This window comes from Pseudomonas sp. SWRI111 (assembly GCF_014268555.1).
In the GTDB taxonomy this organism is placed as follows: Bacteria; Pseudomonadota; Gammaproteobacteria; order Pseudomonadales; family Pseudomonadaceae; genus Aquipseudomonas; species Aquipseudomonas hamedanensis.
Genome location: NZ_JABWQQ010000001.1, coordinates 183,055 through 206,155 on the forward strand (window position 1 = coordinate 183,055; position 23,101 = coordinate 206,155).

General features: G+C 57.4%; 25 protein-coding genes and 2 pseudogenes. 11 read left to right on the forward strand and 16 right to left on the reverse strand.

The genetic code is table 11. The features are described from left to right. Nucleotides 1-12: 12 nt before the first annotated feature. The 4 genes from mexE to HU755_RS00750 all read right to left on the reverse strand — a co-directional run bounded on the left by mexE (nucleotide 13) and on the right by HU755_RS00750 (nucleotide 3,552). The gene (gene mexE, locus HU755_RS00735) at nucleotides 13-1,266 is read right to left on the reverse strand and encodes a multidrug efflux RND transporter periplasmic adaptor subunit MexE (RefSeq protein WP_186630230.1); all 1,254 of its coding nucleotides are present in this window, start codon (nucleotides 1,264-1,266) and stop codon (nucleotides 13-15) included. A gap of 274 nt (nucleotides 1,267-1,540) precedes the next feature. Beyond that, nucleotides 1,541-1,993: a DUF805 domain-containing protein gene (locus tag HU755_RS00740; RefSeq protein WP_186618987.1), complete on the reverse strand. Its 453-nt coding sequence runs from the start codon at nucleotides 1,991-1,993 to the stop codon at nucleotides 1,541-1,543. 17 nt (nucleotides 1,994-2,010) lie between these two features. Continuing rightward, on the reverse strand, nucleotides 2,011-2,358 hold the full coding sequence (locus tag HU755_RS00745; RefSeq protein ID WP_186551442.1) for a DUF4190 domain-containing protein: 348 nt from the start codon (nucleotides 2,356-2,358) through the stop codon (nucleotides 2,011-2,013). A gap of 180 nt (nucleotides 2,359-2,538) precedes the next feature. After that, entirely contained in the window at nucleotides 2,539-3,552 is a 1,014-nt protein-coding gene (locus HU755_RS00750; protein WP_186630231.1) for an aldo/keto reductase, read from the reverse strand. 99 nt (nucleotides 3,553-3,651) lie between these two features. Between HU755_RS00750 and HU755_RS00755 the strand changes: the two genes are divergently transcribed. Continuing rightward, nucleotides 3,652-4,533: a LysR family transcriptional regulator gene (locus tag HU755_RS00755; RefSeq protein WP_186630232.1), complete on the forward strand. Its 882-nt coding sequence runs from the start codon at nucleotides 3,652-3,654 to the stop codon at nucleotides 4,531-4,533. A 235-nt stretch (nucleotides 4,534-4,768) separates the two neighbouring features. On the opposite strand, the gene HU755_RS00760 is transcribed toward HU755_RS00755, so the two are convergent. From HU755_RS00760 to HU755_RS00770, 3 genes are all read right to left on the reverse strand, one after another. Then, the gene (locus tag HU755_RS00760; protein ID WP_186630233.1) at nucleotides 4,769-4,924 is read right to left on the reverse strand and encodes a type II toxin-antitoxin system RelE/ParE family toxin; all 156 of its coding nucleotides are present in this window, start codon (nucleotides 4,922-4,924) and stop codon (nucleotides 4,769-4,771) included. Between the two features lie 2 nt (nucleotides 4,925-4,926). Next, a complete protein-coding gene (locus HU755_RS00765) occupies nucleotides 4,927-5,217 on the reverse strand; it encodes a type II toxin-antitoxin system ParD family antitoxin (protein WP_169378849.1) in 291 nt (96 codons plus the stop codon). A 150-nt stretch (nucleotides 5,218-5,367) separates the two neighbouring features. After that, a complete protein-coding gene (locus tag HU755_RS00770) occupies nucleotides 5,368-6,948 on the reverse strand; it encodes a RimK family protein (protein WP_186630234.1) in 1,581 nt (526 codons plus the stop codon). Between the two features lie 94 nt (nucleotides 6,949-7,042). Between HU755_RS00770 and HU755_RS00775 the strand changes: the two genes are divergently transcribed. Both HU755_RS00775 and HU755_RS00780 read left to right on the forward strand, forming a co-directional pair. Then, on the forward strand, nucleotides 7,043-8,137 hold the full coding sequence (locus HU755_RS00775; protein ID WP_186630235.1) for a GNAT family N-acetyltransferase/peptidase C39 family protein: 1,095 nt from the start codon (nucleotides 7,043-7,045) through the stop codon (nucleotides 8,135-8,137). Between the two features lie 145 nt (nucleotides 8,138-8,282). After that, nucleotides 8,283-9,302, forward strand: a complete 1,020-nt coding sequence (locus tag HU755_RS00780; RefSeq protein WP_186630236.1) for a chemotaxis protein CheB — start codon at nucleotides 8,283-8,285, stop codon at nucleotides 9,300-9,302. Nucleotides 9,303-9,587: 285 nt separating this feature from the next. Here the strand turns inward: HU755_RS00780 and HU755_RS00785 are convergent, their stop codons facing one another. Further along, nucleotides 9,588-10,292: a YafY family protein gene (locus tag HU755_RS00785; protein WP_186630237.1), complete on the reverse strand. Its 705-nt coding sequence runs from the start codon at nucleotides 10,290-10,292 to the stop codon at nucleotides 9,588-9,590. A gap of 2 nt (nucleotides 10,293-10,294) precedes the next feature. After that, nucleotides 10,295-11,227, reverse strand: a complete 933-nt coding sequence (locus HU755_RS00790; RefSeq protein ID WP_186630238.1) for an NAD(P)-dependent alcohol dehydrogenase — start codon at nucleotides 11,225-11,227, stop codon at nucleotides 10,295-10,297. 335 nt (nucleotides 11,228-11,562) lie between these two features. On the opposite strand from HU755_RS00790, the pseudogene HU755_RS27380 reads away from it, so the two are divergent. Further along, nucleotides 11,563-11,753 (forward strand): annotated as a pseudogene (locus tag HU755_RS27380) (LysR family transcriptional regulator); the annotation flags it as partial. Nucleotides 11,754-11,897: 144 nt separating this feature from the next. On the opposite strand, the gene HU755_RS00795 reads toward HU755_RS27380, so the two are convergent. The 4 genes from HU755_RS00795 to HU755_RS00810 all read right to left on the reverse strand — a co-directional run bounded on the left by HU755_RS00795 (nucleotide 11,898) and on the right by HU755_RS00810 (nucleotide 14,148). Beyond that, nucleotides 11,898-12,239 (reverse strand): putative quinol monooxygenase, encoded by a 342-nt coding sequence (locus HU755_RS00795; protein WP_202885358.1) that lies wholly within the window; start codon nucleotides 12,237-12,239, stop codon nucleotides 11,898-11,900. Between the two features lie 88 nt (nucleotides 12,240-12,327). After that, nucleotides 12,328-12,738, reverse strand: a complete 411-nt coding sequence (locus HU755_RS00800) for a DUF1330 domain-containing protein (RefSeq protein WP_186630239.1) — start codon at nucleotides 12,736-12,738, stop codon at nucleotides 12,328-12,330. A 39-nt stretch (nucleotides 12,739-12,777) separates the two neighbouring features. Further along, on the reverse strand, nucleotides 12,778-13,191 hold the full coding sequence (locus HU755_RS00805) for a putative quinol monooxygenase (protein WP_238349929.1): 414 nt from the start codon (nucleotides 13,189-13,191) through the stop codon (nucleotides 12,778-12,780). A gap of 72 nt (nucleotides 13,192-13,263) precedes the next feature. Continuing rightward, the gene (locus HU755_RS00810; protein ID WP_346655417.1) at nucleotides 13,264-14,148 is read right to left on the reverse strand and encodes a LysR family transcriptional regulator; all 885 of its coding nucleotides are present in this window, start codon (nucleotides 14,146-14,148) and stop codon (nucleotides 13,264-13,266) included. Between the two features lie 216 nt (nucleotides 14,149-14,364). Between HU755_RS00810 and HU755_RS00815 the strand changes: the two genes are divergently transcribed. From HU755_RS00815 to HU755_RS00830, 4 genes and pseudogenes are all read left to right on the forward strand, one after another. Further along, nucleotides 14,365-14,937 carry a flavodoxin family protein gene (locus tag HU755_RS00815; protein ID WP_186630241.1) on the forward strand — a complete coding sequence of 191 codons (573 nt, stop codon included), beginning with the start codon at nucleotides 14,365-14,367 and terminating at the stop codon, nucleotides 14,935-14,937. Nucleotides 14,938-14,973: 36 nt separating this feature from the next. Next, nucleotides 14,974-15,273 (forward strand): superoxide dismutase, encoded by a 300-nt coding sequence (locus HU755_RS00820; protein WP_109754029.1) that lies wholly within the window; start codon nucleotides 14,974-14,976, stop codon nucleotides 15,271-15,273. A gap of 64 nt (nucleotides 15,274-15,337) precedes the next feature. Further along, nucleotides 15,338-15,486, forward strand: a pseudogene (locus tag HU755_RS00825) (NAD(P)-dependent alcohol dehydrogenase); the annotation flags it as partial. A gap of 12 nt (nucleotides 15,487-15,498) precedes the next feature. Further along, nucleotides 15,499-16,188, forward strand: a complete 690-nt coding sequence (locus HU755_RS00830) for a type 1 glutamine amidotransferase domain-containing protein (RefSeq protein ID WP_186630242.1) — start codon at nucleotides 15,499-15,501, stop codon at nucleotides 16,186-16,188. A gap of 116 nt (nucleotides 16,189-16,304) precedes the next feature. Here the strand turns inward: HU755_RS00830 and HU755_RS00835 are convergent, their stop codons facing one another. Further along, on the reverse strand, nucleotides 16,305-17,045 hold the full coding sequence (locus tag HU755_RS00835; RefSeq protein ID WP_186630243.1) for an SDR family oxidoreductase: 741 nt from the start codon (nucleotides 17,043-17,045) through the stop codon (nucleotides 16,305-16,307). A gap of 358 nt (nucleotides 17,046-17,403) precedes the next feature. On the opposite strand from HU755_RS00835, the gene HU755_RS00840 reads away from it, so the two are divergent. The 3 genes from HU755_RS00840 (at nucleotide 17,404) to HU755_RS00850 (ending at nucleotide 19,939) form a co-directional block, all read left to right on the forward strand. Continuing rightward, nucleotides 17,404-18,375: an amidohydrolase family protein gene (locus HU755_RS00840; RefSeq protein ID WP_186630244.1), complete on the forward strand. Its 972-nt coding sequence runs from the start codon at nucleotides 17,404-17,406 to the stop codon at nucleotides 18,373-18,375. Nucleotides 18,376-18,659: 284 nt separating this feature from the next. Then, nucleotides 18,660-19,151 (forward strand): cupin domain-containing protein, encoded by a 492-nt coding sequence (locus tag HU755_RS00845; protein WP_186630245.1) that lies wholly within the window; start codon nucleotides 18,660-18,662, stop codon nucleotides 19,149-19,151. Next, nucleotides 19,148-19,939 carry a carboxymuconolactone decarboxylase family protein gene (locus tag HU755_RS00850; RefSeq protein WP_186630246.1) on the forward strand — a complete coding sequence of 264 codons (792 nt, stop codon included), beginning with the start codon at nucleotides 19,148-19,150 and terminating at the stop codon, nucleotides 19,937-19,939. Before HU755_RS00845 ends, HU755_RS00850 begins: the two co-directional genes overlap by 4 nt. Nucleotides 19,940-19,943: 4 nt before the next feature. On the opposite strand, the gene HU755_RS00855 is transcribed toward HU755_RS00850, so the two are convergent. Further along, on the reverse strand, nucleotides 19,944-20,858 hold the full coding sequence (locus tag HU755_RS00855) for a LysR family transcriptional regulator (protein WP_186630247.1): 915 nt from the start codon (nucleotides 20,856-20,858) through the stop codon (nucleotides 19,944-19,946). 29 nt (nucleotides 20,859-20,887) lie between these two features. Then, the gene (gene paoC / locus HU755_RS00860) at nucleotides 20,888-23,098 is read right to left on the reverse strand and encodes an aldehyde oxidoreductase molybdenum-binding subunit PaoC (RefSeq protein ID WP_186630248.1); all 2,211 of its coding nucleotides are present in this window, start codon (nucleotides 23,096-23,098) and stop codon (nucleotides 20,888-20,890) included. Between the last annotated feature and the right edge of the window lie 3 nt (nucleotides 23,099-23,101).

A 23,101-nucleotide genomic window follows, 5' to 3' on the forward strand; every position in this document is an offset into this window, starting at 1 on the left:
AGTTGTCGTCCCTTAACCGCGTGGGGTCGTAGCAGCCAGCTTCGCAGCCGGACCCGAGGCGCCTTTGGCAGGGGCGACTTTAGGCAGGTTGCTGGCTTCCAGCGCTTGACGTTGTTGAGCGAGTGCCGCGAGGGTTTGTTCGCTGGCCATCGGGATCACTTCAGGGGTCACTGGCGAGCCAGGACGTACCCGTTGCAGACCCTTGACGATAATGGTGTCGTCCTTGTTCAGACCGTTGCGCACGATCCGCAGGCCCTCGATTTTCGGCCCCAGCTCGACGGCGCGATAAACGGTTTTGTTGTCCGCATCCATGACCAGAACGAATTTCTTGCCCAGGTCCGTGCCGACGGCTTCGTCATTGATCAGCATGGCGTTGTAGGTGCCGCTGCCGACCAGTTTCAGCCGTGCGTACAAGCCCGGGGTGTAGGTGCCGTCAGCGTTGTCGAAGACTGCTCGACCACGGATGGTGCCGGTTTTCGGATTGACCTGGTTGTCGACGAAGTTCATCTGGCCCAGGTGCGGGTTGCCGTCTTCGTTGGACAGGCCCATGTACACCGGAGTCGTCGCGCCGCGCTGGCCGTTACGAGCCAGTTGGGTGTATTTGAGGAAGACACGCTCGTCGGCGTCGAAGTAGGCGTAGACCTTGTCGGTCGACACCACGCTGGTCAGCGCGGTGGTATCGGCGGTCACCAGGTTGCCGGCGGTGATTTCGGCACGGCTGACGCGACCACTGATCGGCGCAGTGACACGGGTAAAACTCAGGTTTAGCTTGGCCAGATCGAGTTGCGCCTGCAGGGCACCGACAGCGGCGCGGGCTTCCTGAGCGGCGGTGGTGCGCGAGTCGGCGAGTTCGGCGGAAATCGCGTTGCTGGCGCGCAGACGTTCACCGCGGCTCGCTTCGTTTTCATTGCGGCTGGCGGTGGCGCGGGCCTGGGCGACCAGTGCTTCGAGGCGGCGCACCTCAGCCTGGAACGGACGCGGGTCAATCTGGAATAGCAGGTCGCCTTTTTTGACCAGCGCGCCTTCGGTGAACGCGACTTGATCAATCTGGCCCGACACCCGTGGACGAATCTCTACGGTTTCCGGCGCTTCGAGGCGCCCGGTGAATTCGTCCCACTCGTTGACCGGTTGTTCCAGCACCTTGGCCACGCTGACTTTTGCCGCAGGCATCGTGGCGGCAGTCTCCGGAGTCTTGCCGCAGGCGCTCATCACCAGTACGGCCAACATGGCCAACGGGAAGCGCAAATGTTTGAGTGACTGTTCCATGGAATGCATCCGCCAAAGTATTGAAGATGGGCGGATGATGCTCGGCGGGGTGTGATGGCACGAATCGAATGAAGCAAAGGTAACTATCATTCGGAATGATATAAGCACCAGATCAGCCCTCTAGCATGGGCCTTTCGTTAGGGCGCTATCAATTGTATCCGTGACAAAAGTGTGTTGCGAGAACCGCAACGATTGCGATCAGCCGTGAATGCGTCAGCCAGAAATAAAGAAACGGCCATGAAGGCCGTTTCGATCAGCGGGTCGCCGCTGTGTGTCAGTTGATGCCTTTGCGGTTGGCACCGAAGCGATTCGGCCCAGGCTGGCTGTCTTGTGCCAGGAATACGATATTGACGATCGGCAGCAGCAACCACCAGCCGCTGCGATCGGTGTCGTGCATACGGCGCACACCGACGGCAATGCTCGGCACCAGCAGCGCCAGATTATAAATGCCTTGCAGGACTCCACCGGTGTTCAAAAAGCCATCCATGAAACCCATGACGAACGCGATGCCCATGTTGATCAGGAAGAACAGCCAGTATTCACGACGCGTAGCGCGACCGTTGAACACGGCGTAATTCTTCAGCGCCTCAAGGTAGGGGTTGCCTGTGGTGATGGCAGGGCCGCTTGCGTAGGTTTGCTGAGCTGCCTGAGGCGCGCCGCACTGAGGGCAGGCCAGGGCCAGCGTACTTATTTCCTTGGCACAACCGCGGCAGAAAACCATGCTCATGTTTTTTTCCCTAAAAATTATTGAATCGATAGACAGCAAAGAATCAACGCGGTGAAGCCTGACAATATGATGCCGGCGATCGCGAGGTTTCTTCCCGAGTGTTTTTCGTTGATGCAGACGATGCCGCAAGTGAGACCTGCGACGCTGAACAGTCCGACGCCGAGGATCGTTTCGATGTCCCATTCGGAATCATCAAAAAGGGTGAGAGCGCCGATAATTCCGCAGATCAGCGAAACGATGGCGAGCCAGGGAACCCCGGCTTGCGTGGGTGGCACGAAGGCCTGTTGGCTTGCCCCGCATTGGGGGCAGGTGAGCGCCGTTTCATGAAGCTCCTTGGCGCAAGCACGACAATAGACCATTGCCATCGTTTTCCTTAACTGAGTGCGAATGCCCGACCCTCCATCGGCGGGGCGGCGGTAATTTAATCTCTATTAGAGGATTTGTCACGGCTCTTTGCCATCATTGGGCGGAGCCCGTCGCCGCTCTCAGTCAGGCGGCGACGGGGCGGGGACGCCGTCATCGTGAGCGCAGCGGCAAATCTGCGCTCAGCACGCAGCTGCCTCGGGCACGTTAGTGCCCATGCCCTGGGGCAGCAACGGCGCGATCTCGGCCAGTTCATCAGTGCTCAGGCGAAATTCAGCCGCGCTGAGCAGCCCGTCGACTTGCGCCGGCCGGCGTGCGCCGACGATAGCACCGGTCACAGCGGGTTGCCGCAGCACCCAGGCGATTGCCACCGCCGCCGGTGTCAGCCCGTGGCGCTCTCCGATACGGCGGAAGGCTTCGACCAAGGCCAGATTCGCGGTCAGGCGTGGTTCCTGAAAGTCTGGGCTGCGGGTTTTGCGCCAGTCGTCGTTCGGCAAGCCGGCGATGCGTTGACGCGTCATGGCGCCGCTCAGCAGGCCCGATTGCAGCGTGGAATAGGCTATGACGCCGATGCCGGTCTGCTCGCAGTGCGGCAAGATGTCGGCCTCGACCTCGCGCATCAGCGCCGAGTACGGCGGCTGGAGCGAGGCGATCGCCGTCACCGCCTGAGCGCGTTTGAGTTGGGCCACGTCAAAGTTCGATACGCCGATGGCGCGAATTTTCCCCAGTCTGCGCGCCTTGTCCAGCACCGAGAGTGCAGCTTCGATGCCTTCGTCCGGGCCACCCGGCGGAAAGGTCGGCCAGTGGATCTGGTACAGGTCGATGGTCTCGACCTGGAGGCGGCGCAGACTGTCGTCAATTTCTTGCGCCAGCGACGCCGGTGCCAGCGAATGCGAAATCTGCCGACTCGCGCGATCCCAGACCAGACTGCCTTTTGTAAACACCAACGGACGGCGCGAGGCAGGCACGCGCCGCAGCGACTGCCCGACAACTTCCTCGGCGTGGCCCAAGCCATAGACGGCGGCGGTGTCTATCCAGTTCACCCCGCGCTCCACCGCGTATTCCAGCGTGGCAAGGCTCTCGGCGTCGTCTTGTGCGCCCCAGCCAAATTCCCAGCCGGGCCCCGCGATGGCCCAGGTGCCCAGCCCGATCGGTGAAATCATGAGGTCGGTGCTGCCGAGTCGTTGCTGCTGCATGGTCAAATCCCTGGATTGTGAGAAGGCGCCAGCGTCACGCGGCGAATAGATGCTGATAAGCTGGGTTTTGCTTGATTGGGTACTGAGAAAAATTCATCAATGACGCCTGACCTACATGATCTGGATGCCTTCGCGGCGGTGGCGCGGCATCGCAGCTTTCGCAAGGCTGCGGCTGAGCGCGGCGTGTCCGCTTCAGCCTTGAGCCATGCCGTGCGCAGTCTGGAAGAACGGCTGGGCATGCGTTTGCTTCACCGCACAACGCGCAGCGTGACGCCGACCGAGGCGGGCGAGCGGCTGTTGGAGCGCCTCGACCCAGCCTTGCGAGAAGTGGCCGACGCGCTAGCGGCCCTGACCGCCTTGCAGGCCGAGCCGAGCGGCACGCTGCGCCTGAATGTGCCGCGCCCGGCAGCACGGCTGGTGCTGGCGCCGATGCTGGCGGGATTCGTGGCGAAGTACCCGCGCATGCAAGTCGACGTCGTGACCGACGACGGCCTGGCTGACATCGTCGGGGATGGTTTCGATGCGGGCATCCGTTTCGGCGAGAGCCTGGCCGGGGACATGGTGGCGGTGCCGGTGGGGCCGCCGCAGCGTTTCGCCTGTGTGGCCGCGCCGGCCTATCTTGCCTTGCGCGGCACGCCACAGACACCGCGTGAGCTACTCGGTCACGCCTGCATTGGCCGCCGTTTCCCAAGCGGCAAGCGCTATGCCTGGGAGTTTCAGGCCAATGGCGAGCCGCTGACTATTGAAGTCAGCGGCCCTCTGATGTTCGACGACGACGGACCGATGATCCAGGCCGCGTGCGACGGTGCAGGCGTGGCCTACGTCTACGAGGCGATGGTGCGCGACGACTTGGCCGCAGGCCGGCTGGAGACGATATTGGCGGGCTACGCTGCGCCGCCGGGCCGGTTCTTTCTCTACTACTCCGGACGGCGGCACCTGCCCGCGGTGCTGCGGGCGTTGGTGGATTTTATTCGGGTGTGACGGGGCGTGCGTTGTTGTCAGGCTTGTTAACTTCGATGCCTCACGCCTTTAGAGACTATCAGGATCCTGAAAGACATTTTGACAGGGCTCTGGGGCAATGTTTTCAGGTCGATAACACTTTTGTTTGCCCCCACTTTTGCCTCCATTCGTACCGAGTGTGCGTGTGATCACGAATGGCGATCTCCGACGGACTTCGCTATTCTTGGCCAGTTAAGCCGTTCGGCCAGGTCGCTGATCAGTCGTTAGGCAAGTGCAACTGCACTTCCATGGCGTCATGAAGGAGTCTGACGACCTCGATCACGTCGCCGTTTGTCACACGATAGAACACAATATAGCCTAAGGATGTCGACAATGTCGGCGCGCGCCGAGTTGGAAACCGATACTGCGGCATACTCAGTGCTTCTCTCTCGTGGAAAGGGTTGCCTCCAGGCTCAAGCCCTCGAGGTAGTTCTCCAGATCACCCTCGTTCACCTGAGTAAAGCGCCCGTGCTCAAGATCCATGATGCCGATCGAGGTCGCCTGACGCAGTGCCTCAATTTTGGCGGTGTCTTCGGCGACGCGCTGCTCCAATAAACGTAAACCTTCTCGCATCACTTCGCTGGCATTCTGATAACGGCCGGACTGCACCAAGTCATGGATAACCTGTTCCTGGTGAGGGGTGAGCACAACGTTTCGCGTCGCCATAACTAGCTCCAGGTCTATGCAAACAGGTACTTTTGGTTGTTGGCATTTTATGCCAATTTCGCTCAGGGAATAGCTTGGGGCCGACATCCGGCGATATCCTCGGTCACTTCAGCCCCGGCCCCGGTGGATAGCGTAACCTTCAATCATCGGTCACCACGCCTGGCCACGGTGTTTCAGTTCCAGCCTTTGCGTGAAGGCATGGAGTACACGCAGATAGAGTTCGTTTCCAAGCACTGCGTCCTCGATGCCGGCGTCCAGGTTAGGGTTGTCGTTCACTTCGATTACCAGTACACGATCACCCGCCTGCTTGAGGTCGACGCCGTAGAGGCCATCCCCGATGAGGCGGGCCGTTTGTACGGCAAGCAGGACGACTTCGGGCGGGGCTTGATCCACGGGCACCGCCTCGCACATCCCGTTGATTTCCCCAGGAACTGCCTTGTGGTTGTAAATCTGCCAATGCCCTTTGGACATGAAGTATCTACATGCGTAAAGCGCCTCGCCGTTGAGCACACCGACGCGCCAATCGTATTCGGTGTAGCAATATTCCTGGGCAAGCAGCAGCACGGAGTGTTCGAACAACTCCTGGGCAGCAGTGGCCAGTGCTTGCGCGTCGATGACTTTGATGACGCCTCGTGAGAAACAACCATCGGGAATCTTCAGCACCAAAGGGAAACCCAGACGACGCCCGACATTCTCAAGCTCCTGGGGACGATCCTTGTAGAGTATCTCCGTTGCCGGCATGCCCAGACCTCGACGCTTCAGCAAGTCGGCCAGGTAAACCTTGTTGGTGCATCGCAGAATTGACGACGGATCGTCAATGACCACGAGTCCTTCGCTTTCAGCCTTCTTCGCAAACCGATAGGTGTGATCATCCACTCGTGTTGTTTCGCGGATGAACAGCGCGTCGAATTCAGCGAGGCGCGCATAGTCCTTTTTCTCGATCAGCTCGACATCGATACCCAGTTGTTTGCCGGCGTCGATGAAGCGCTCCAATGCCATCGGATTGGAAGGTGGTAGCGCCTCGGCAGGATCATGCAGGATGGCCAGGTCGTATCGGGCAACGCGTTTGGATGCAGGCTGTCGCCAAGTCCTGCGGTTGAAGGCATCCAGCGCGTCAGCGAAGACATGCTGTTGTTCGTCCCGAAGCTTGTGCAGCGCCCCGGCTTTGATACCTGCGATCTGCCACGTCTCACCCCTGCGAAATTCCACCAGCAGGATGGGGCAGGGGAAGGCCTCGAACAGTTGGCGACCGATCTCTTGCAGCGGTTCAATCGACGCCTTGCCGAAGTATAACGAGAGCGTGAAGGCTTCGGTTTCGCCGTAGGGATGGTTTGCCAGCGCTCCCTCCAGGGTACGCTCAAGATCATTCAGCCCGACGCCGTAAAGCGCTTTGCGTGCCAACTCGCTGACGGTGCGTACCGAGGGGAAAACCTTGTGCCCGCGGGCCTCGGCCAGCAATGAGCAGTAGTAACCCTGGCCGAGGTATTTGTAATTGCGGCAGAGGTTGATGACTTGGGTACGGTGAGGAAAATCATCACTGTGTTCAAGGTAATCCTGAGCGAGCATCAGGCTCTCGCTGGGTAAGTAATCGGCCCAGTCATCCTTACGTTCGACGAGGATCAGCAGTCGACTCCCTGAGTGTTTGAGACTGGGAGGTTCCTCGCTGAGGGAGATTGTCGAATGCTCGGTTTTGTCTAATACTTCGTTCACGTTGGCTTGCACCGCTGACATGAGTAATGGATCCCTGTTGAAGAAGACGCCGCTTCAATAAATCACGGGCTTCTCGGCCTGTCCCGGTTCGTTACTCAAAAATTACGGTGTTGCCATGTCTTTTGATTTTCGCTTTGCATCGATGGACGATATCGACGATCTGGTCGAATTGGAGCAGGAATGTTTTACGCTTGACCGATTGAGTCAGCGCAACTTCAGCTGGATGCTCAGTCGAGCCAATGCATCTCTGATCGTCGCCACCTCGGGCGAAAAACTGGCCGGATATGCCTTGGTGCTTTTTCACCGAGGCACTTCGCTTGGACGCTTGTATTCCATTGCCGTCAGCCCCGCATGGCGAGGGCATAACCTTGGCCAGCGTCTGCTGGATGAAGCCCAGGCCTGCGCGTTAGCGCGCAATTGCGCATGGCTGCGGCTGGAGGTGCGCGCTGATAACCCCGCGGCCATTCGGCTCTATGAAGCGAATGGGTTCCATCGATTCGCAATCGTCGAGAACTACTACGAAGATCACGCTGAGGCGGTGCGCTACGAGAAACGCATCCTGTGTGATGCTCCAACACCCGCACGCCAGGTGCCCTATTACCAGCAGACCACCGATTTCACCTGCGGCGCTGCGTGCCTGCTAATGGCCATGGCAGCGATCGACGTGAGCCGTCCCATGAGTCGCTCGGAGGAGATACAACTCTGGCGCGAGGCGACCACCGTTTTCATGACAGCAGGGCACGGTGGCTGCAGCCCCCAAGGAATGGCATTGGCGGCATGGCGACGCGGTTATGACGTGCGTCTGGAAGTCAGTCATTCGGGCTCGCTTTTTCTGCATGGCGTACGTAGCCCGCAGAAGAAGTCCATCATGAAGCTGGTGGAGGAAGGGTTTGCCCAAGACTTGACTGAAACAGGTGTTAAACAGGTTCTCGCCTCTTCTCTGGACGTCGGCGCTGCATTGAAAGCCGGATTCAGGCCAGTGGTACTGATCAGCAGCTATCGATTCACCCGATTGAAAGCCCCGCACTGGGTAATCATTACAGGCTGCGACGATGAGTTCGTGTACCTGCATGACCCAGATATTGACCATAGCAAGCTGAAACGCAGCCTGGACTGCCAGCACTTGCCGGTTAGCCATGAAGAATTCCTTCGCATGACGGTGTTTGGTATTCAGCGCGTTCGTGCCGCCGTAATGCTGCGCGCACGCTGAACCTTCGTAAGCGCTCACCTGTCGGAACAAAAAAGCGGGTCGCTAAATGGGATCGCTCGAGATATGTGGCATACCGGAATGTTCAGAAGGTGCCCGCAGTTTCGACATTTTCATAGGCGGCACAGTTACCAGCAGGGACGTTCCGATGCAGCAAGACAGCTCTGTGGACCAAATCATTGTGATCGGTGCTTCCAGCGGTGGATTAGAGGCGTTGCGCGCATTGCTTGATCGGCTTCCAGCCGACCTGGACGCTTCGGTTTTTATAACGATGCACATAGGCGACCAACCGAGTTTGCTGCCACGTCTTCTTGCTACGGCGACCTCCCTGGATGTCGACTTCGCCTTGTCCGGAGAAAAAATAAAGAGCGGTCGTATTTATGTTGCACCACCGGATCGACACCTACTGATCAAACGCGGAACGATACGGCTGGTCCGGAGCGCTAAAGAAAACCATTCTCGCCCTGCAATTGATCCCATGTTCCGATCCGCTGCCATCAGCTACGGGGACAGAACAATAGGAGTGATCCTCACGGGTGAGCTTGATGATGGGGTCGTCGGCCTTCAGGCTATCAAGGCTTACGGAGGCATGGCGTTTGCTCAAGATCCAAAGACAGCCGAAGCTCCGTCCATGCCTGCGAACGCTCTCCGTCATGTTGAGGTGGATGTTTGCTTGCCGCTGGGCGAACTGGGTAATGCTCTGGGGCGTACTATCCAGCAGCGCGCTACTGAAGCTCCGCCAGCCCGGACGTTTAATCGCATCGAACCGTATGCTACTGAACACGACCTTACTGAAGATCTAAGTTCAGGTGGAGCATATGCTTTAGACGCGATAGGTAAGGTCTCAGGATTGTCTTGCCCAGAATGCGGGGGCTCATTGTGGGAGCTGGGAGCTTCGCCCCCGCGCTTTCGTTGCCACACTGGGCATGGCTATACCTCCACCGCATTATTACAAGCCCAAAGCGAAACGATTGAAGAGGCTTTATGGGTGGCAATTCGGGCAATGCACGAAAAACAGTTACTGCTAGGTAGACAGATTCAAAATGGCAGAGATTCCGGGCGAACCAGCGCCGTACAAGAGTACGAACTCGCAAGGGAGGGGCTTGAAAGCCACAAGGAGACGCTTCGAGTTTTGGTGACGAAGCTACGCCCTGTTTCAGGCTCGTGATCCAGGCGCCCCTGTGTCTCCACGTAGCTAAAGCCCATTGGATTTAGAAAGGCGCCTTGTTGTTGAAACGGTTTTATGGAATTCCACTGGAACTCCATTACAGGCTATCAGGGTCCCCGAAAAACATTTTGACTAGGCTGTAGGACGGTGTTTCCAGGCGGAAAAAATTCAAATGTGCCCCCAGTTTTGCCCCCATCCACATCGGGTGTGCGAGCGATGCGAATGGTACGCGCGCTTGGTGATTTTCGCCTGAGGCGCATCATCCGACGTCGTTTGTTCCTCCGATCAGCACTCCTTGCCAGAGCCGTTACAAGGCAAGACCTCATGAGCTCGCCATTCCTTGATAAGCTGACGTCGGTTACGACTATAGCGCTCGGCAAGCACTTCCAGTTTCGCGATGTCATCCATCGCTATCACGCGGAACCGGTTGTCTGCTTCACACCACGCCGACAGGAAGTGCTTTGCGTCTATGAAGCCCAGCATGATCGGCCAGATAATTTGTTTATCTACAGGTGCGTGGGATATCGACAAGGTGATAAGCAGTTTGCGCTGATCACGCAATGCGAATCGGACTTCACTCAGGTCGATTGAAGTGGAAAGGTTGGAGTGGGCGCCCACGTAGAACGTTTCGTCGTCAAAGGTGTGACGCATATCCAGAGGCAACACGGCATTGATTTTGGCCAACGCGTTCTTTACCGCGAGGGCAAATTTATCGTCTGTCTGACGACTGACCCACTGGGCACCGACTACAAGCGCCTGTATTTCTTCTTCTGTAAATGCAAGCGGGGGTAACAGAAAACCAGGTTTCAAAATATAACCTAAGCCCGGCTCACCCTCGATGTCGGCGCCCATCCCCTGCAAAGTCACTACATCGCGACGTATTGTGCGTAATGAAACGCCCAATTCCAGCGCAAGTGTCTGACCCGACACCGTTCTACGATGTCGGCGCAGCACTTGCATTAGTTCAAACAAACGGTGACTTCTGGCCATGTCTACTCCATCGCGATGACACCTTTACCGCCGAGCTTACGGCCTTTCTCAAGCTCAGTGATAAGTCGAATCGCCTCGGCCATCGAAACGGTTTCTGCTACTCGGACGCTGTAGCGCCTCTCACTGGCAGCCTTGGCGAGCTTATCCAATATCTCGGCGCGCGGTGAGCCTATGACCATTTTGAGTCTGCGATCAAAAAAAGCGCGGACAAACTTACCTGGGCCGGGGTTTAGATCAAGAAATACGCCGCCCGATTTTAGCGTCACAACGCCTTTAGATATCGGCAGCGTAGCCGCAGTGTCGTAAACCACGTCGAATCGATTAGCAATACTCGATAGCTGCATTTTCCGATAATCATAAACAGTGTGCATACCCAACGACTTTGCTCGCTGCATGTCCATGTCGCTGCAACTGCCCGAGACGACGGCCCCTTGCATCAGAGCTATTTGTACAGCCGCTTCGCCTACGGCTCCGGCGCATCCATTGACGAAGACATGCTGGCCGGCTCGCAGCTTGGCCTTGTCTATAAGCCCGTTCCAGGCAGTTATACCTGGGGTGCCCAGGCAGGCGGCGTGCTCGAATGACACATCATCCGGCTTATGGGCTAAGAACGCCTCTTTTGTGATAACGGCATGACCAAACGCTCCGCTTTCTTTAAATCGAGCAAGTCCAAACACCGGGTCCCCGACCTTGAATCGCGTGACGCCGGCGCCGATCGATATAACCCTGCCAGAGAAATCCATTCCCATCGTGCGAGGGAATTTCCTACCGGTAACGATCTTCATTTGCCCAGTCCGCAGCTTCCAGTCAATTGGATTGATCGCTGAAAACTTGACGCTGACACCGACCTCACCTTCGCCTGGGTGAGGGAGCTCAAAGTTCTGGACCTGCATGACCTCTGGCCCGCCATATCTGCTGTACTGAATGCGTTTCATGATGCGTCTCCAAACTTCGGCATACGACTGGGGTAGTCACCGAGTGGAATCTACAGAACAAGGCGGTCAGTTTTTGTCACCATTCGATCAGTTTTCCACTTAGTTCGCCTGTGCTGAACTATGCCGATTTCGATGGTGTGTAATTGTTCGTTGAGGTAGTTGAAGCCGATGGTTTTGCCAAGGCTGGCAAACGACGTGCTCGCACTTTGAGCTTCCCAAGATCCTCGAAAGCCAAGCGCCAATTAACCCGACATCACCAGCGCAGCAAGTTACCGGTGTATCAAGCTCATTTACGCAAGCATGGGGGGGCTGGGTCGAGCAGGCCGGCGCGATCGCTGGCGGAACCGGTACGTGACTGGCCGTGGATTCTGCAACCGCAACCCAGCCCGGCGCGTATCAGCTTTCACTTGGCGTTGCAGGACCTGGCACTGCCCAGCCCGGCCGATATCATCGAATGCAGTTCGGTGTATTTGATGCAGCAACTGATCCAACTGACCGATGCGGTGATGTGTCATCGGAAAGCGCCTATGTAGGAGGGGGCTTGACCGCGAAGGTAGTTGACGCGGCCCACTATGGAAACGTGGAGCTTCCATGGCAGAGGGCGGCCCACTGATGGTGATAAATATCTGTAAGGTCTTTTGCCATTATTGGGCTCGATACCTGATCTATTTTACTGGACACACCAATCGAAGCTCTTGGCCCCTAGAACCACTGGAGAGGTTTGCATGATCTGTCGCGAAATGACCTTGCCCTCACTTGCTCGAAGGAACGTCTTGAAATGTGCGGATTCCACATGTGCCAGATAGGCCGCCTGATCCCGATAAACTTCCACCACATAGAGCCTGGTAGGGTCGTCTGTATCAACGGCGCAATACATTGAGAGAACACCCGGCTCGCTCCGTAACGACGTCTCAATATTTATCCTGCCTGCTTCGAGAAACGGTGGTATGTCGTGTGGATCGAGCACGAACTCGAAGATTCGCAGGATCGGAACATCATTTTCGATGGCCATGGTTTACTTGCTCCAACGGATCGCTATCAACATGATCATGGCAGGTCTCCCAAGTCCCTCTGTTCCACACGCTCATGGTTATCCCTTTCTACTTCGGCTCGCCTTCGACGATATAGGCATTAGTATGGCCTGATCGCTGCCGGAAGGGCCGGATCTTGGCGTACTCAGGTGAGTTGTACCAGGCACGAGCCTGCTCAAGGCTATCGAACTCGATGATGATTAACCGATGACTCGGTGGAGTGCCTTCGAGCGGGACGACTCCGGGGACACGCACTATGTATCGTCCGCTGTAGCGCTCAAACGTGGCATCCACCTGCTCCCGGTATGGCTTGATTCCCTCCGGGTCGGTCAGTTCGAATTCGGCAATGTAGTAGGCAGGGGCGCTTCCTTTAGCCTGCTGAGCCTGGGGAGGCGGTGTCTGAGCTTGGACGATGGGCGCGCCAAGGGACAAGATTACAGTCGCGACGGCCATATAAAATGCGGTGTTATTCAGCTTCATTGGTAATGCTCCTTCGCAAGATTGAAGTGACGTTGGTCGTCAGTCAGGCTGTAGCGCTTTGGCGCTGAGTTGGACGGGCTGTGTTTCAATCAGCTTGCGCGACACGATCATGGGCTGTGTGATCGCTACATATTTCTTGAAGTGCGGTGATTCGATGTGTGCTCGATAGGCTTCCTCGCTAGCGTAAATCTCGAAAAAACGAAGACTGTTGGGTTTTCCCTTTTCCGCGACTGAATAGATGGCGAGCACGCCAGGTTCAACGCGGATGGATTCTTCCATTTCTTCCCTGACGGCCACCTTGTAGGCTTCAAGCTGTGCCGGATCGATCACCAATTCGGCAATGTGTACAACGGTCGTGGTTGTCTCTTGTGCCTGCACCGTACCTGCTCCGAGACTACATGCCATCCCAGCGAAAAATACTGCCGGCAGGAGTCGGTTTCTGTTTTTCGTCATGTGATATCTCCTTGGGTCAATGGGGGCTGATGCAGCGGCGCATGACTTACCTTTCAATCATCGGGGGTGCTTTCAGTCTTGCGGGTATTTCTCCAATTCGTATACAAGCACGTCGATAGCAAGTCGAGATCGAAGCGGCTGATATTGGGCGGCAGGCCAGACCACATAGCACTCCATGGCTGCTTTAGGCCGATCTCCCCATATCTCTACGAGCGAGCCCTGCTGCATCCGATCCCGGATCAGCCAGTAAGGAAGCCAAGCCAGGCCCATGCCCTCGGCGGCGGCATCCGCAATCACCTCCAAGTCGTCGAAGCGCAGGCGTGAGGTGACATTAACGTCAACCAGCGCACCTTTTGCGTCGGGAAGCTTCCACGCCAAACCGTGATCGTTGCGCCAGTATGGAAGTAGGTCATGGTCAGACAGATCGGCTAACGTGTGTGGCTCGCCCCGTCGTTCAAGATAAGCCTGCGAGGCGCACAGCACCTTTCGTTGACTGACTAACTGGCGCGCACGCAGGGTCGAGCCATTGCCTAGCCGACCGTTGCGTACTGCGAGGTCAAAACCCTCGGCGATCAAGTCAACCTGGCGGTCGCTGAAATTGAGCTCCAGCTCTAGGTTGGGATGTTGGCGCGCATAGGACCGCAAAATGGGCGCGACACGATAGCGCCCGAACAAAACAGGAAGCGTGACTCGCAACTTGCCGACGACCTCCCGCCGGCCGTTCTCCAGCATGGTCTCACCCGCGCGCAACTCATCGATCGCACGTAGGCAGCGCTCATAGTACTGCTGGCCGTCCTCGGTCAGACACTGAGTTCTCGTGGTCCGCTGAAACAGCTGAACGCCAAGTCGCTCCTCTAGACGTGCAATCGCCTTGCCGACCGCCGAGCGCGTCAAGGAAACCCGTTCACCGGCTTTCGCAAAACCACCGGCGTCGACGACTTCGACGAACAGCTGCACACCATCGAATCTATCCCGCACGGCTAGCTCTCTGCAATTGTAGAATTAAAGGATGCATTGACGAGAATTATTACCTCCAATGCTGATTAATATTCTACTTTAAAGTAGCACAGCAGCACACGTTGTCTCGCTGTGCTTTTGCAACGTTGTGGTTTACACCAAAAGAACTACCTGCCTATGGATCTCGCGTATGGCCAAAGAACAGGGGGGAGTTATATGAAGTTGATCTCAATTGTGTATGACAGTGGTTATGGTCATACCGCACATGTGGCCGAGGCAGTTGCTGAAGGCGCCAGATCGGTCGACGGTGCGGACGTCCTGCTGATCGCCGTGGCGGATTGTCCGATCGACTGGGAGCGGCTAGAGAAGAGCGACGCGATTATCTTCGGCTCACCGACTTATAACGGCATGATCAGCGCCCGTTTCAAGCAGTTCTTTGAGGACTCCACGAAGGCCGCGTGGATCGAACTCAAGTGGCGCGACAAGCTTGCTGCCGGTTTCACCAATTCTGGCGCGCAGCACAGCGACAAGCTGAATTCGCTGGTCTCCATGGCGCTGTTCGCCGCTCAGCACGGCATGATCTGGGTCGGTCTGGACATGATGCCGGGCAACAGCAGTAGCACCGGTAGCGAGAACGACCTCAATCGTCATGGAAGTTGGCTCGGCGCCATGACGCAGTCGAACAACGACCAAGGCGCCGATCTCACGCCGATTCGCAGTGATCTCGATACCGCCTCTTATCTAGGCAAGCGGGTCGCCCAGACTGCCCGTCGATTCAATTCTGTATAAGCCATTTCGCCTCAAATCCAATCCAGGAGCAAGACCATGAAATTGCTTTGCCTCGACGTCCCGCAGCCCGGCGCCACGATGGAAAAATATGCACCACACATGGCGGACGAAGTCCGCCACACCTGGCAGATGTACAAGGGCGACATTATCCGGGATATCTATTTCCGGCAGGATCGTCCCGGTGTCGCGATCATCGCCGAAGCCGAATCTGTCGAAGTCGCCAAGGCAGCATTGGCCGAATTCCCGCTCGCCAAGGCAGGCCTCATTGATTGGGAGGTTATCCCGCTCGGTCCCTTCACCAACTGGGAAGCGCTGTTCGCGGCTGGCAACGCCTGAGGCCAACAACAAGAGGCACCGATGGGATCGACCGCGCTGCGCAAGTGGCGCGGCCGGATTTGGACAGGAGATGCTGGATTTCTGTGGAGAGCACGGCATTGTCTCGGATGTCGAGATCATTCCCATCCAGAAGATTAACGAAGCCTACGAGCGCATGTTGAAAAGCGATGTGAATACCGCTTCGTCATCGATATGGCCACGATAAAGTCCTGAGGAAGTAAAAACATGACAAGCACAATCAAACCCATCCTGTGCGTGGTCACCAGCCATCCGATCCGCGGCGACAGTGGCGAACCCACCGGTTTCGCCATGGTTGAGCTGACCCATCCGCTGGAAGTCTTCGAGGCAGCTGGGATTGCGGTGGAGATCGCTTCCATCCGAGGCGGTCATCCGCCGATCGACTTCTTTGACTTGTCCGATTCAACCAACGACCACTACTGGAAGGACAAGGGCTTCCGAGACGCACTGGCTCATTCCCTGGTGCTCAGCGATCTCGACCCCTCGCGCTACTCGGCGGTCTTCTTCGTCGGCGGCCATGGCACGATGTGGGACTTTGCGGACAGCGCGGCTGTGCAGAAGGTCATTCGCGAGATATGGGAGGCCGGCGGCATCGTCTCGGCTGTTTGCCACGGCCCGGCCGCACTGGTGAATGCGACATTGTCGGACGGTAGCTACCTCGTCGCCGGCAAGAAGCTCGCTTCCTTCACGGATGAGGAGGAGGCCGAGGTCCAGTACACCACGGTTGTGCCGTATTTGCTGGCGAGCACGTTAAAGGCGCGCGGCGCGCTGCATCAGCCAGCCCCTAACTGGTCAGAGCAAGTGGTAACCGATGGGCACCTGGTGACCGGCCAAAACCCAGCCTCAGCGCGTGGCGTGGGCGAAGCGGTCGTCGCCCAGTTGAAGGCGACGACCTGACGGAGGGGACGGAAGTGGTTCGTCTGTCGATTTTGTCATCGGGGCGGGCACGATTCTGGCTCCGATATGGAGGCAAGCATGCAGCCACGATCATCCAAGGCCCGCTTGGGTTCGAATCAGCCGAGGCTGTTCATTCTTTCGAACATGGCTTCTCCAAGCTCGCGTGTCTTGGCCGAAACACCGATCAACACTTCATCCTTGCCTTCGGCAAGTTGCTCAAGCGTCTCCTTGGCGAAGTCGTCGGGGGTGACCATCATGTGATTGACGGTGCCTTCGCTGCGGGCGCCGCCACCCAGTCCGGTATCGACGATCGGCGGGGCGATCTCGATCACTCGGATGCCGGTCGTCTTGAGTTGATGCCGCAGACTGAGCGTGAAGGAGTGAATCGCGGCCTTGGTCGCGCAGTAGACCGGCACGTCAGCCATTGGCGAGAAGGCCAAGCCCGAACTGACGTTAATCACATAGGCTTGGGCTTGCAGCCTGAGCGTAGGCAACAAGTCAGCAATCAAGTGGATGGGCGCAGTGAAATTGATCGCCACTTCTTGATCCAGGCTGTCCGTTGCGGGATCGGTGGTGAAGTCGCGATGTGCCTGGATGCCGGCATTGTTGATAAGGACGTTCAGGGTCGGATGGTGGGTCTTCAACCACTGTACCAACGCACGGCGACTGACCGCATCGGCCACGTCGCAGACGTGCGTAACCAGGGCCGGCACCGAGTCCTTGGCCTGCCGCAAGGCGGTCTCGCTACGGCCGCAGATGATGACCTTATTGCCTTCGCTGGAAAAGCGTTTCGCCAGCGCCAAGCCGATGCCTGTCGCGCCGCCAGTGATAAGAATGGTGTTGTCTGTAAGTTTCATCGTCGTCTTTCCTTCCGTATTGATAGAGAAGGCGCGCCGACGATTAATGAGGTTATCCGCGGGCACACCTTCGCAACCGGCAAGCCGGGCTAGGTGTCGCGGATACCCCGAGGGGAGGAGTTGCCGTTCCGTGGAACGGCGACCGGGCTACCATCCGGCCAGCACTCTTTCGACGGTTAGAACTTTATCGGTTTGATTGGCCGTTCACAACCATTGCCAACGTTGGCAACGGGCACGCTTTGAAGGCGACAGAGAGCGCTCGTGAAGGGCGATCACTTTTCGCAACCCAGGAAGTCATCATGAAACTGATCTGCGTCGAAGACATGTACTCGATCCTGCCATTGGTAAAGCTACGCAAATGCGCGCACTGGCGCAGGCTCCTTATCTTCCTGATTGGGGTAGTCGCGTAACCGACGGTTGCAATGTCACGGATGACAGTCGTCCGCATGTGGTTGCGGCCAGCGAGTCGGCAAGAAAGGCACTGGAGATGGGCGCCGCACGTTTGGCGGACATGGACGCGGCGGGAATTGGCATGCAGGTGCTTTCCTATGGTGGGTTCCCCCAGTTGTTGACTGCGCAAGAAGCCGTCGAACTGAATCGAGCTGCCAACGACAGGCTGGCCGAGGCTGCCCAAGCCCATCCAGAACGTTTCGCCGGCTTTGCAACCCTGCCGTGGCAGGCGCCGGAAGCAGCTGCACGGGAATTGGAGCGGGCAGTAAAGGAGCTGGGCCTCAAAGGAGCACTTATCAACGGCCGTCCCGGCGAAACGTTTCTGGACGATCCGCGCTATGCACCGATCCTGGCAGCGCTCGATGAAATGCAGGTGCCGCTGTTCGTCCATCCCGGCCTGCCGCTGCCGGCGGTGCAGGCCCCATACTACGGTCGATTTGATCGCGAACTAACCGCTCGCCTGTCGATGTTCGCTTGGGGTTGGCACAACGAAGCCGGTATTCACGTCGTGCGTTTATTGCTTGCAGGTGTGTTTGACCGTTATCCAAATCTGCAGGTCATCAGCGGACACTGGGGGGAAATGGTGCCGTTCTACGTGCAGCGTTTGGAAGACTCCATTCCGCAGGAGGCCTCTGGCCTGAAACGACCCATCGTGCAGACTTATCGTGAGCATATGTACGTCACCCCCAGTGGCATGCTGACGCTGCCGCACTTTCAATTTATTCATTCGTTGATGGGGTCTGAGCGCATCCTGCACTCCATCGACTATCCCTACCAAAGCCTGGATGGCGCGCGAGCCTTCATCGACGCGCTCCCAATTAGCGATGCGGAGAAAGCACTCATCGCTCACGGTAATGCCGAACGTCTGCTGCGTCTTTGAAGCGAACAACCGGGCTGCAAAATACGCGGGCCGGGAACGCTTGAGTGCATCGGCCACCGCCTTCAGGACAATGGTGGGAGTATGGAAGCGGTCCCCGGGCGATCCCGCGAGGTCTCGGACCATCGCTAGCGCCAGCACGACGCCTGCTCAAGCCCCAGCGCTGAGCGCGCACCGGCCTATTGTTGAGGGCTGCTCATCGGTGCATAAACGAAACAGCCGGTAGTTCAACGTAGAGACATCAATTAGGTTGTTCGTAACTCTATTCATTCTGCAAGGAGCTACCGATGCGCCCAAGAGCAGCCATGCCTGCAGTCGCCCTGTTGGTCACCGTCGCACTTAACGCCTGCGCTGCTGATGCCCCCTCCGAGCAATCCATGACGATCGTGAGAAATGGTGAGCAGGCATCCGTAATCGGGCCGCCAACTAATTTTGTGGGGCATGCACGAATTGACCCTCTCTTCGCCCCACGGGCACCGTCGAAAGTCTCGGCCGGGTATGTGACCTTTCAACCGGGTGCGCGATCGATGTGGCATACCCACCCGTTGGGACAAATGTTGGTGGTCACCATGGGCACCGGATGGGTTCAACAAGAGGGCGCTGATAAACAGGTCATCAAGCCTGGAGACGTGATATGGACGCCGCCTGGCGTCAAGCATTGGCATGGCGCAACGAGCACGACCGGCGTGACTCACATGGCCATTCAAGAGACGCTTGACGGCAAAAATGTCGAGTGGCTTGAGCCAGTTACCGAAGCCCAGTACGGCGCTTCATTATGATTATTCGAACATTTGCAGCAGCAGCAGGCTTAGCGCTGTGCTTGTCTGCATGCGCCACCCCCGAGGGGGCGCGGACTAAGGAAATTTCGCACATGTCAAATTCAGCCGATATACACGCCGCATCACCGGTAATGGCTCACAACGCTGACACATTACTGCTCGGTGAGGTCTGGAAACGCCCAGAGTTGTCTCCCCGTGACCGGAGCCTGGCAACGGTCGCCGTGCTGATTGCGCGAGGTCAGACAACTGAGCTGGCGGCATACTTGGATCTGGCGTTGAAGAACGGGGTGACGCCTTTGGAGTTGTCCGAAACTATCAACCATCTCGCGTTTTATTCGGGTTGGGGTAACGCCGCTCGAGCAGCGCCGATTGCCAAAGAGGTGTTTAGCAAGCACGGCATAGCCTCTGACCAACTGGCGCCGGTGTCGCCCGTGCTATTGCCTATCGATCAGGCTGCCGAAGACGCACGCGTTGCAGCTGTCGACAAATCTGTTGGCCCGGTTTCGCCAGGGTTAGTGAAATTCACCACCAGTGCGTTATTCAACGATCTCTGGCTGCGTCCGGGTCTTGCGCCCAGAGACCGTAGTCTGATTACTGTTACGACGTTAGTTGCAAACGGTCAGGTTGCGCAGATCGGTTACCACCTTAATCGTGCGATGGACAATGGCCTGACGCAGACCGAGGCCTCCGAATTGCTTTCACATCTGGCGTTCTATGCAGGATGGCCGAACGCCTTCTCAGCCGTGCCGGTATTCAGCGATGTGTTCACCAAGCGCCAGGCGAGCTGAGTCGCTAGGGGAGTGGCCCCATGGGTTCGAGTTCGCGGATGAGGTCAATCAGTAGGCGAATGCCTACGGGAACTTGTCTGAAGCTTGAGTAGTAGATGTGAAAGCCTGGGTCATGGTGAGTCCAGTCCTCAAGGACTCGCCGCAGGGAGCCTTCCGCGATCTGTCGTTCGACGACCTTCGCAGGAACATACATCAAGCCGGCGCCGCGCATTGCCATCGCCACACCAACGCGGGTCTCATCGATAGTGATGACGCCCGGCGCGTCTACCTCCATCTGTTGATCCCCCTTCGAGAATTGCCAGTGGTAAATGCGTGCATTCCCCAGACGCACGCGTAAACAACGATGTTGGTACAGCTCTTCCGGATGTAGCGGGGTGCCGAATCGCTCAAGGTAGTCAGGCGCGCCGACGACGGCCCATGCCACATCGGGAGAGAGTCGTTGAGCGATCATGTCTTCGGGCACCGTCCCGCCGAAACGAATCCCTGCATCGTGGCCGTCGCCGATAATATCGACCATTCGGTTAGTCACGGTGAGGTCAACCTCGATGTCCGGATAGCGATCAATGAAAACCGGAAGAACGGGGCCGAGCAGCAGTTTTGCGCCATCGCTCAACACGTTCAGGCGGATACGCCCGGCTGGCTCATCGCGTAGCCGGTTCAGGGTCTCCAGCGCCTGTCCGATATCATTGACCGGGGTGCTGATGAGGCTTTGCAGCTCCTCACCAGCTGCTGTGAGTGTCACGCTTCGGGTGGTGCGATTGAGCAGTCGAACACCAAGCCGTGTCTCCAGCCCTTTCATGGCATGGCTCAGTGCAGACGCGCTGATGCCCACGTCCAGACCCGCCTTTCTGAAGCTTTGATGCCGAGCGATGGCGAGGAAATAAACAATATCTGCCAGGTTCGTGCGGCTCAGTTGCATTGGTGACTCCGAAGCAAAAAGCGGTAAGGTCAGCCCACAGCGGGCAAGTGGTCAATCAACTTGTCGAGCGTAATGGGGTAATCACGAACCCTAATGCCGGTGGCGTTATAAACAGCGTTGGCAATCGCCGCTGCCGCTCCTGAAATACCGAGTTCGCCGACACCCTTAGCCTTCAGCGGAGTCGCATAGGCGTCAACTTCATCCAGGAAAATAACCTCCTGGTGGGGGATGTCGGCATGTACCGGCACTTCGTAGCCCGCCAGATCATGATTAACAAAAAAGCCCAAGCGATGATCCACTACCATTTCTTCCATCAGCGCTGCACCTGCGCCCATGGTCATTCCCCCGATAATCTGACTGCGTGCTGTTTTGGGGTTGAGTATTCTGCCTGCTGCGCACACTGCCAGCTGGCGGCGAATGCGAATTTCTCCGGTGGCCGCGTTTACACCCACCTCTACGAAGTGAGCGCCAAAGGTTTGTTGGGCATACTGCTCAGCCAAGTCGCCAAACTCCATGACGTCTTCTGCCTGCAAGTCGCCGTCTTTTGTCGCTTGTGCCAATGGCAGGTTTTTCGACCCTTCGCGGACGTGGCCATCGATAAATTCGGTTTTTGTCGGATCGAGGCCCAACTTGGTTGCGACGGCTTCTCTAAGTTTCACACAAGCAGCATAGACGCCCGCCGTGGATGAGGCTGCGCCCCATTGGCCGCCTGAACCCGATGATTCCGGAAATCTTGAGTCGCCCAGGTAGACGTTTACCTTGTCCATGTCCACGCCCATCATTTCCGCAGCCGTTTGAGCAATGATTGTGTAAGAGCCGGTGCCAATATCAGTCATGTCGGTTTCAACGGTGACCATGCCTTTGCGATCAAGTCGCACGCGAGCAGCGGATTTTGTCGTGGGTGCGCCTCGAATCGCCGACGCCATCCCCAGCCCGACCCACCAACCGTCATGCAGTTCTTTAGCCGGTTGGGTACTACGCCGAGCCCAGCCAAAATGATCAGCTCCCGTATGCAGACATTCGACTAACTGGCGCTGAGAGAACCGGCGATCAGGCTGCTCCGGGTCTACCTGAGTGTCGTTGATGACGCGAAACTGCACAGGATCCATCCCCAGTTTCTCAGCCATTTCGTCCATGGCAATTTCCAGTGCCATCATGCCTGGAGCTTCACCGGGCGCGCGCATGGCGCTACCTTCGGCAAGGTCGAGTTCGGCTAGATACAAGCGTGTCATGCGGTTTGCGCCCGCATACAACGTTCGGGTCGATGCGGTGGCCGCTTCAGTGCGACCACCGCGCAGATTGCCAGACCAGCTCTCGTGGCCGACGGCAGTGAGTGTGCCGTCCGGATTTGCACCGAGCCGGATTCTTTGAATCGTCGCGGGTCTATGGGTCAGGTTGTTAAACATGAGCGGGCGGGGGAGTGCTACTTTTACCGGGCGCCCGGCCGCTCTAGCGGCAAGAGACGCCAATACGGCGTCGCACAGGATGGTGCCTTTTCCACCAAAGCCGCCGCCGATGTAGGGCGAGACCAGGTGAATGTTGTCTTTGGAGATGCCTAGCGTTTTAGCCAGGTCTCTGACCCCCCAGTTTATCTGCTGAATGGATGTCCATAGCGTCAGTTTTTCTCCCTCCCACTGAGCGATGGTGGCGTGAGGCTCCATCATCGCGTGGGCATGATCCGGGGTGGTGTAATGGTCGTCGAGGGTGACGGCTGCCTGCTTGAACGCGCCTTCGAAATCCCCGATCGTGGTGTGCGGAGGAGGGCCGAACGCACCCGGCGCGGGTGTTTTGGCTGACGCTCTCTGTGCGGCGAGGTCGTAGGCCCCAGGCTCTCTTACGTAGTAGACCCGAAGCAGAGCCGAAGCAGCCCTGGCTTGTTCAAACGTCTGTGCGACGACAATGGCTACGGCCTGGTGATAGTGATCGATCCTTGGGCCGGCAAGTGCGCGGTCAACGTAAAATTCGCCCCTGTCCAGTTGACCCGCATTTTCATAGGTGACGATTGTAATCACGCCGCTGGCTTGGCGTGCTTCGCTCGAATCAATTGAGGAAATTCGACCTTTGCCGATTGCTGAACCGACGACATAGCCGTAGGCGGGGGGACTGACAGCGGCCTGTTGTTCGTAGGCATAGGTCGCCGTGCCGGTTGTTTTCAGTTTGCCTTCAACTCGATCTTTGGGTTGACCAATCACCTTCATTTGATCGATGGGGTTGGTGCTCGCAGGCGTATCAAACTTCATGAG

Coding starts and splice junctions, on each gene's coding strand:
- HU755_RS00775 (WP_186630235.1), top strand. CDS start 7,043: ATGTCTTTTGATTTTCGCTTTGCATCGATGGACGATATCGACGATCTG.
- HU755_RS00750 (WP_186630231.1), bottom strand. CDS start 3,552: ATGCAGCAGCAACGACTCGGCAGCACCGACCTCATGATTTCACCGATC.
- HU755_RS00835 (WP_186630243.1), bottom strand. CDS start 17,045: ATGAAACTTACAGACAACACCATTCTTATCACTGGCGGCGCGACAGGC.
- HU755_RS00760 (WP_186630233.1), bottom strand. CDS start 4,924: ATGCCGCAGTATCGGTTTCCAACTCGGCGCGCGCCGACATTGTCGACA.
- paoC (WP_186630248.1), bottom strand. CDS start 23,098: ATGAAGTTTGATACGCCTGCGAGCACCAACCCCATCGATCAAATGAAG.
- HU755_RS00795 (WP_202885358.1), bottom strand. CDS start 12,239: ATGGCCATCGAAAATGATGTTCCGATCCTGCGAATCTTCGAGTTCGTG.
- HU755_RS00755 (WP_186630232.1), top strand. CDS start 3,652: ATGACGCCTGACCTACATGATCTGGATGCCTTCGCGGCGGTGGCGCGG.
- HU755_RS00745 (WP_186551442.1), bottom strand. CDS start 2,358: ATGGCAATGGTCTATTGTCGTGCTTGCGCCAAGGAGCTTCATGAAACG.
- HU755_RS00845 (WP_186630245.1), top strand. CDS start 18,660: ATGCGCCCAAGAGCAGCCATGCCTGCAGTCGCCCTGTTGGTCACCGTC.
- mexE (WP_186630230.1), bottom strand. CDS start 1,266: ATGGAACAGTCACTCAAACATTTGCGCTTCCCGTTGGCCATGTTGGCC.
- HU755_RS00855 (WP_186630247.1), bottom strand. CDS start 20,858: ATGCAACTGAGCCGCACGAACCTGGCAGATATTGTTTATTTCCTCGCC.
- HU755_RS00770 (WP_186630234.1), bottom strand. CDS start 6,948: ATGTCAGCGGTGCAAGCCAACGTGAACGAAGTATTAGACAAAACCGAG.
- HU755_RS00800 (WP_186630239.1), bottom strand. CDS start 12,738: ATGAAGCTGAATAACACCGCATTTTATATGGCCGTCGCGACTGTAATC.
- HU755_RS00765 (WP_169378849.1), bottom strand. CDS start 5,217: ATGGCGACGCGAAACGTTGTGCTCACCCCTCACCAGGAACAGGTTATC.
- HU755_RS00805 (WP_238349929.1), bottom strand. CDS start 13,191: ATGACGAAAAACAGAAACCGACTCCTGCCGGCAGTATTTTTCGCTGGG.
- HU755_RS00840 (WP_186630244.1), top strand. CDS start 17,404: ATGCGCGCACTGGCGCAGGCTCCTTATCTTCCTGATTGGGGTAGTCGC.
- HU755_RS00780 (WP_186630236.1), top strand. CDS start 8,283: ATGCAGCAAGACAGCTCTGTGGACCAAATCATTGTGATCGGTGCTTCC.
- HU755_RS00740 (WP_186618987.1), bottom strand. CDS start 1,993: ATGAGCATGGTTTTCTGCCGCGGTTGTGCCAAGGAAATAAGTACGCTG.
- HU755_RS00830 (WP_186630242.1), top strand. CDS start 15,499: ATGACAAGCACAATCAAACCCATCCTGTGCGTGGTCACCAGCCATCCG.
- HU755_RS00820 (WP_109754029.1), top strand. CDS start 14,974: ATGAAATTGCTTTGCCTCGACGTCCCGCAGCCCGGCGCCACGATGGAA.
- HU755_RS00815 (WP_186630241.1), top strand. CDS start 14,365: ATGAAGTTGATCTCAATTGTGTATGACAGTGGTTATGGTCATACCGCA.
- HU755_RS00850 (WP_186630246.1), top strand. CDS start 19,148: ATGATTATTCGAACATTTGCAGCAGCAGCAGGCTTAGCGCTGTGCTTG.
- HU755_RS00790 (WP_186630238.1), bottom strand. CDS start 11,227: ATGAAACGCATTCAGTACAGCAGATATGGCGGGCCAGAGGTCATGCAG.
- HU755_RS00785 (WP_186630237.1), bottom strand. CDS start 10,292: ATGGCCAGAAGTCACCGTTTGTTTGAACTAATGCAAGTGCTGCGCCGA.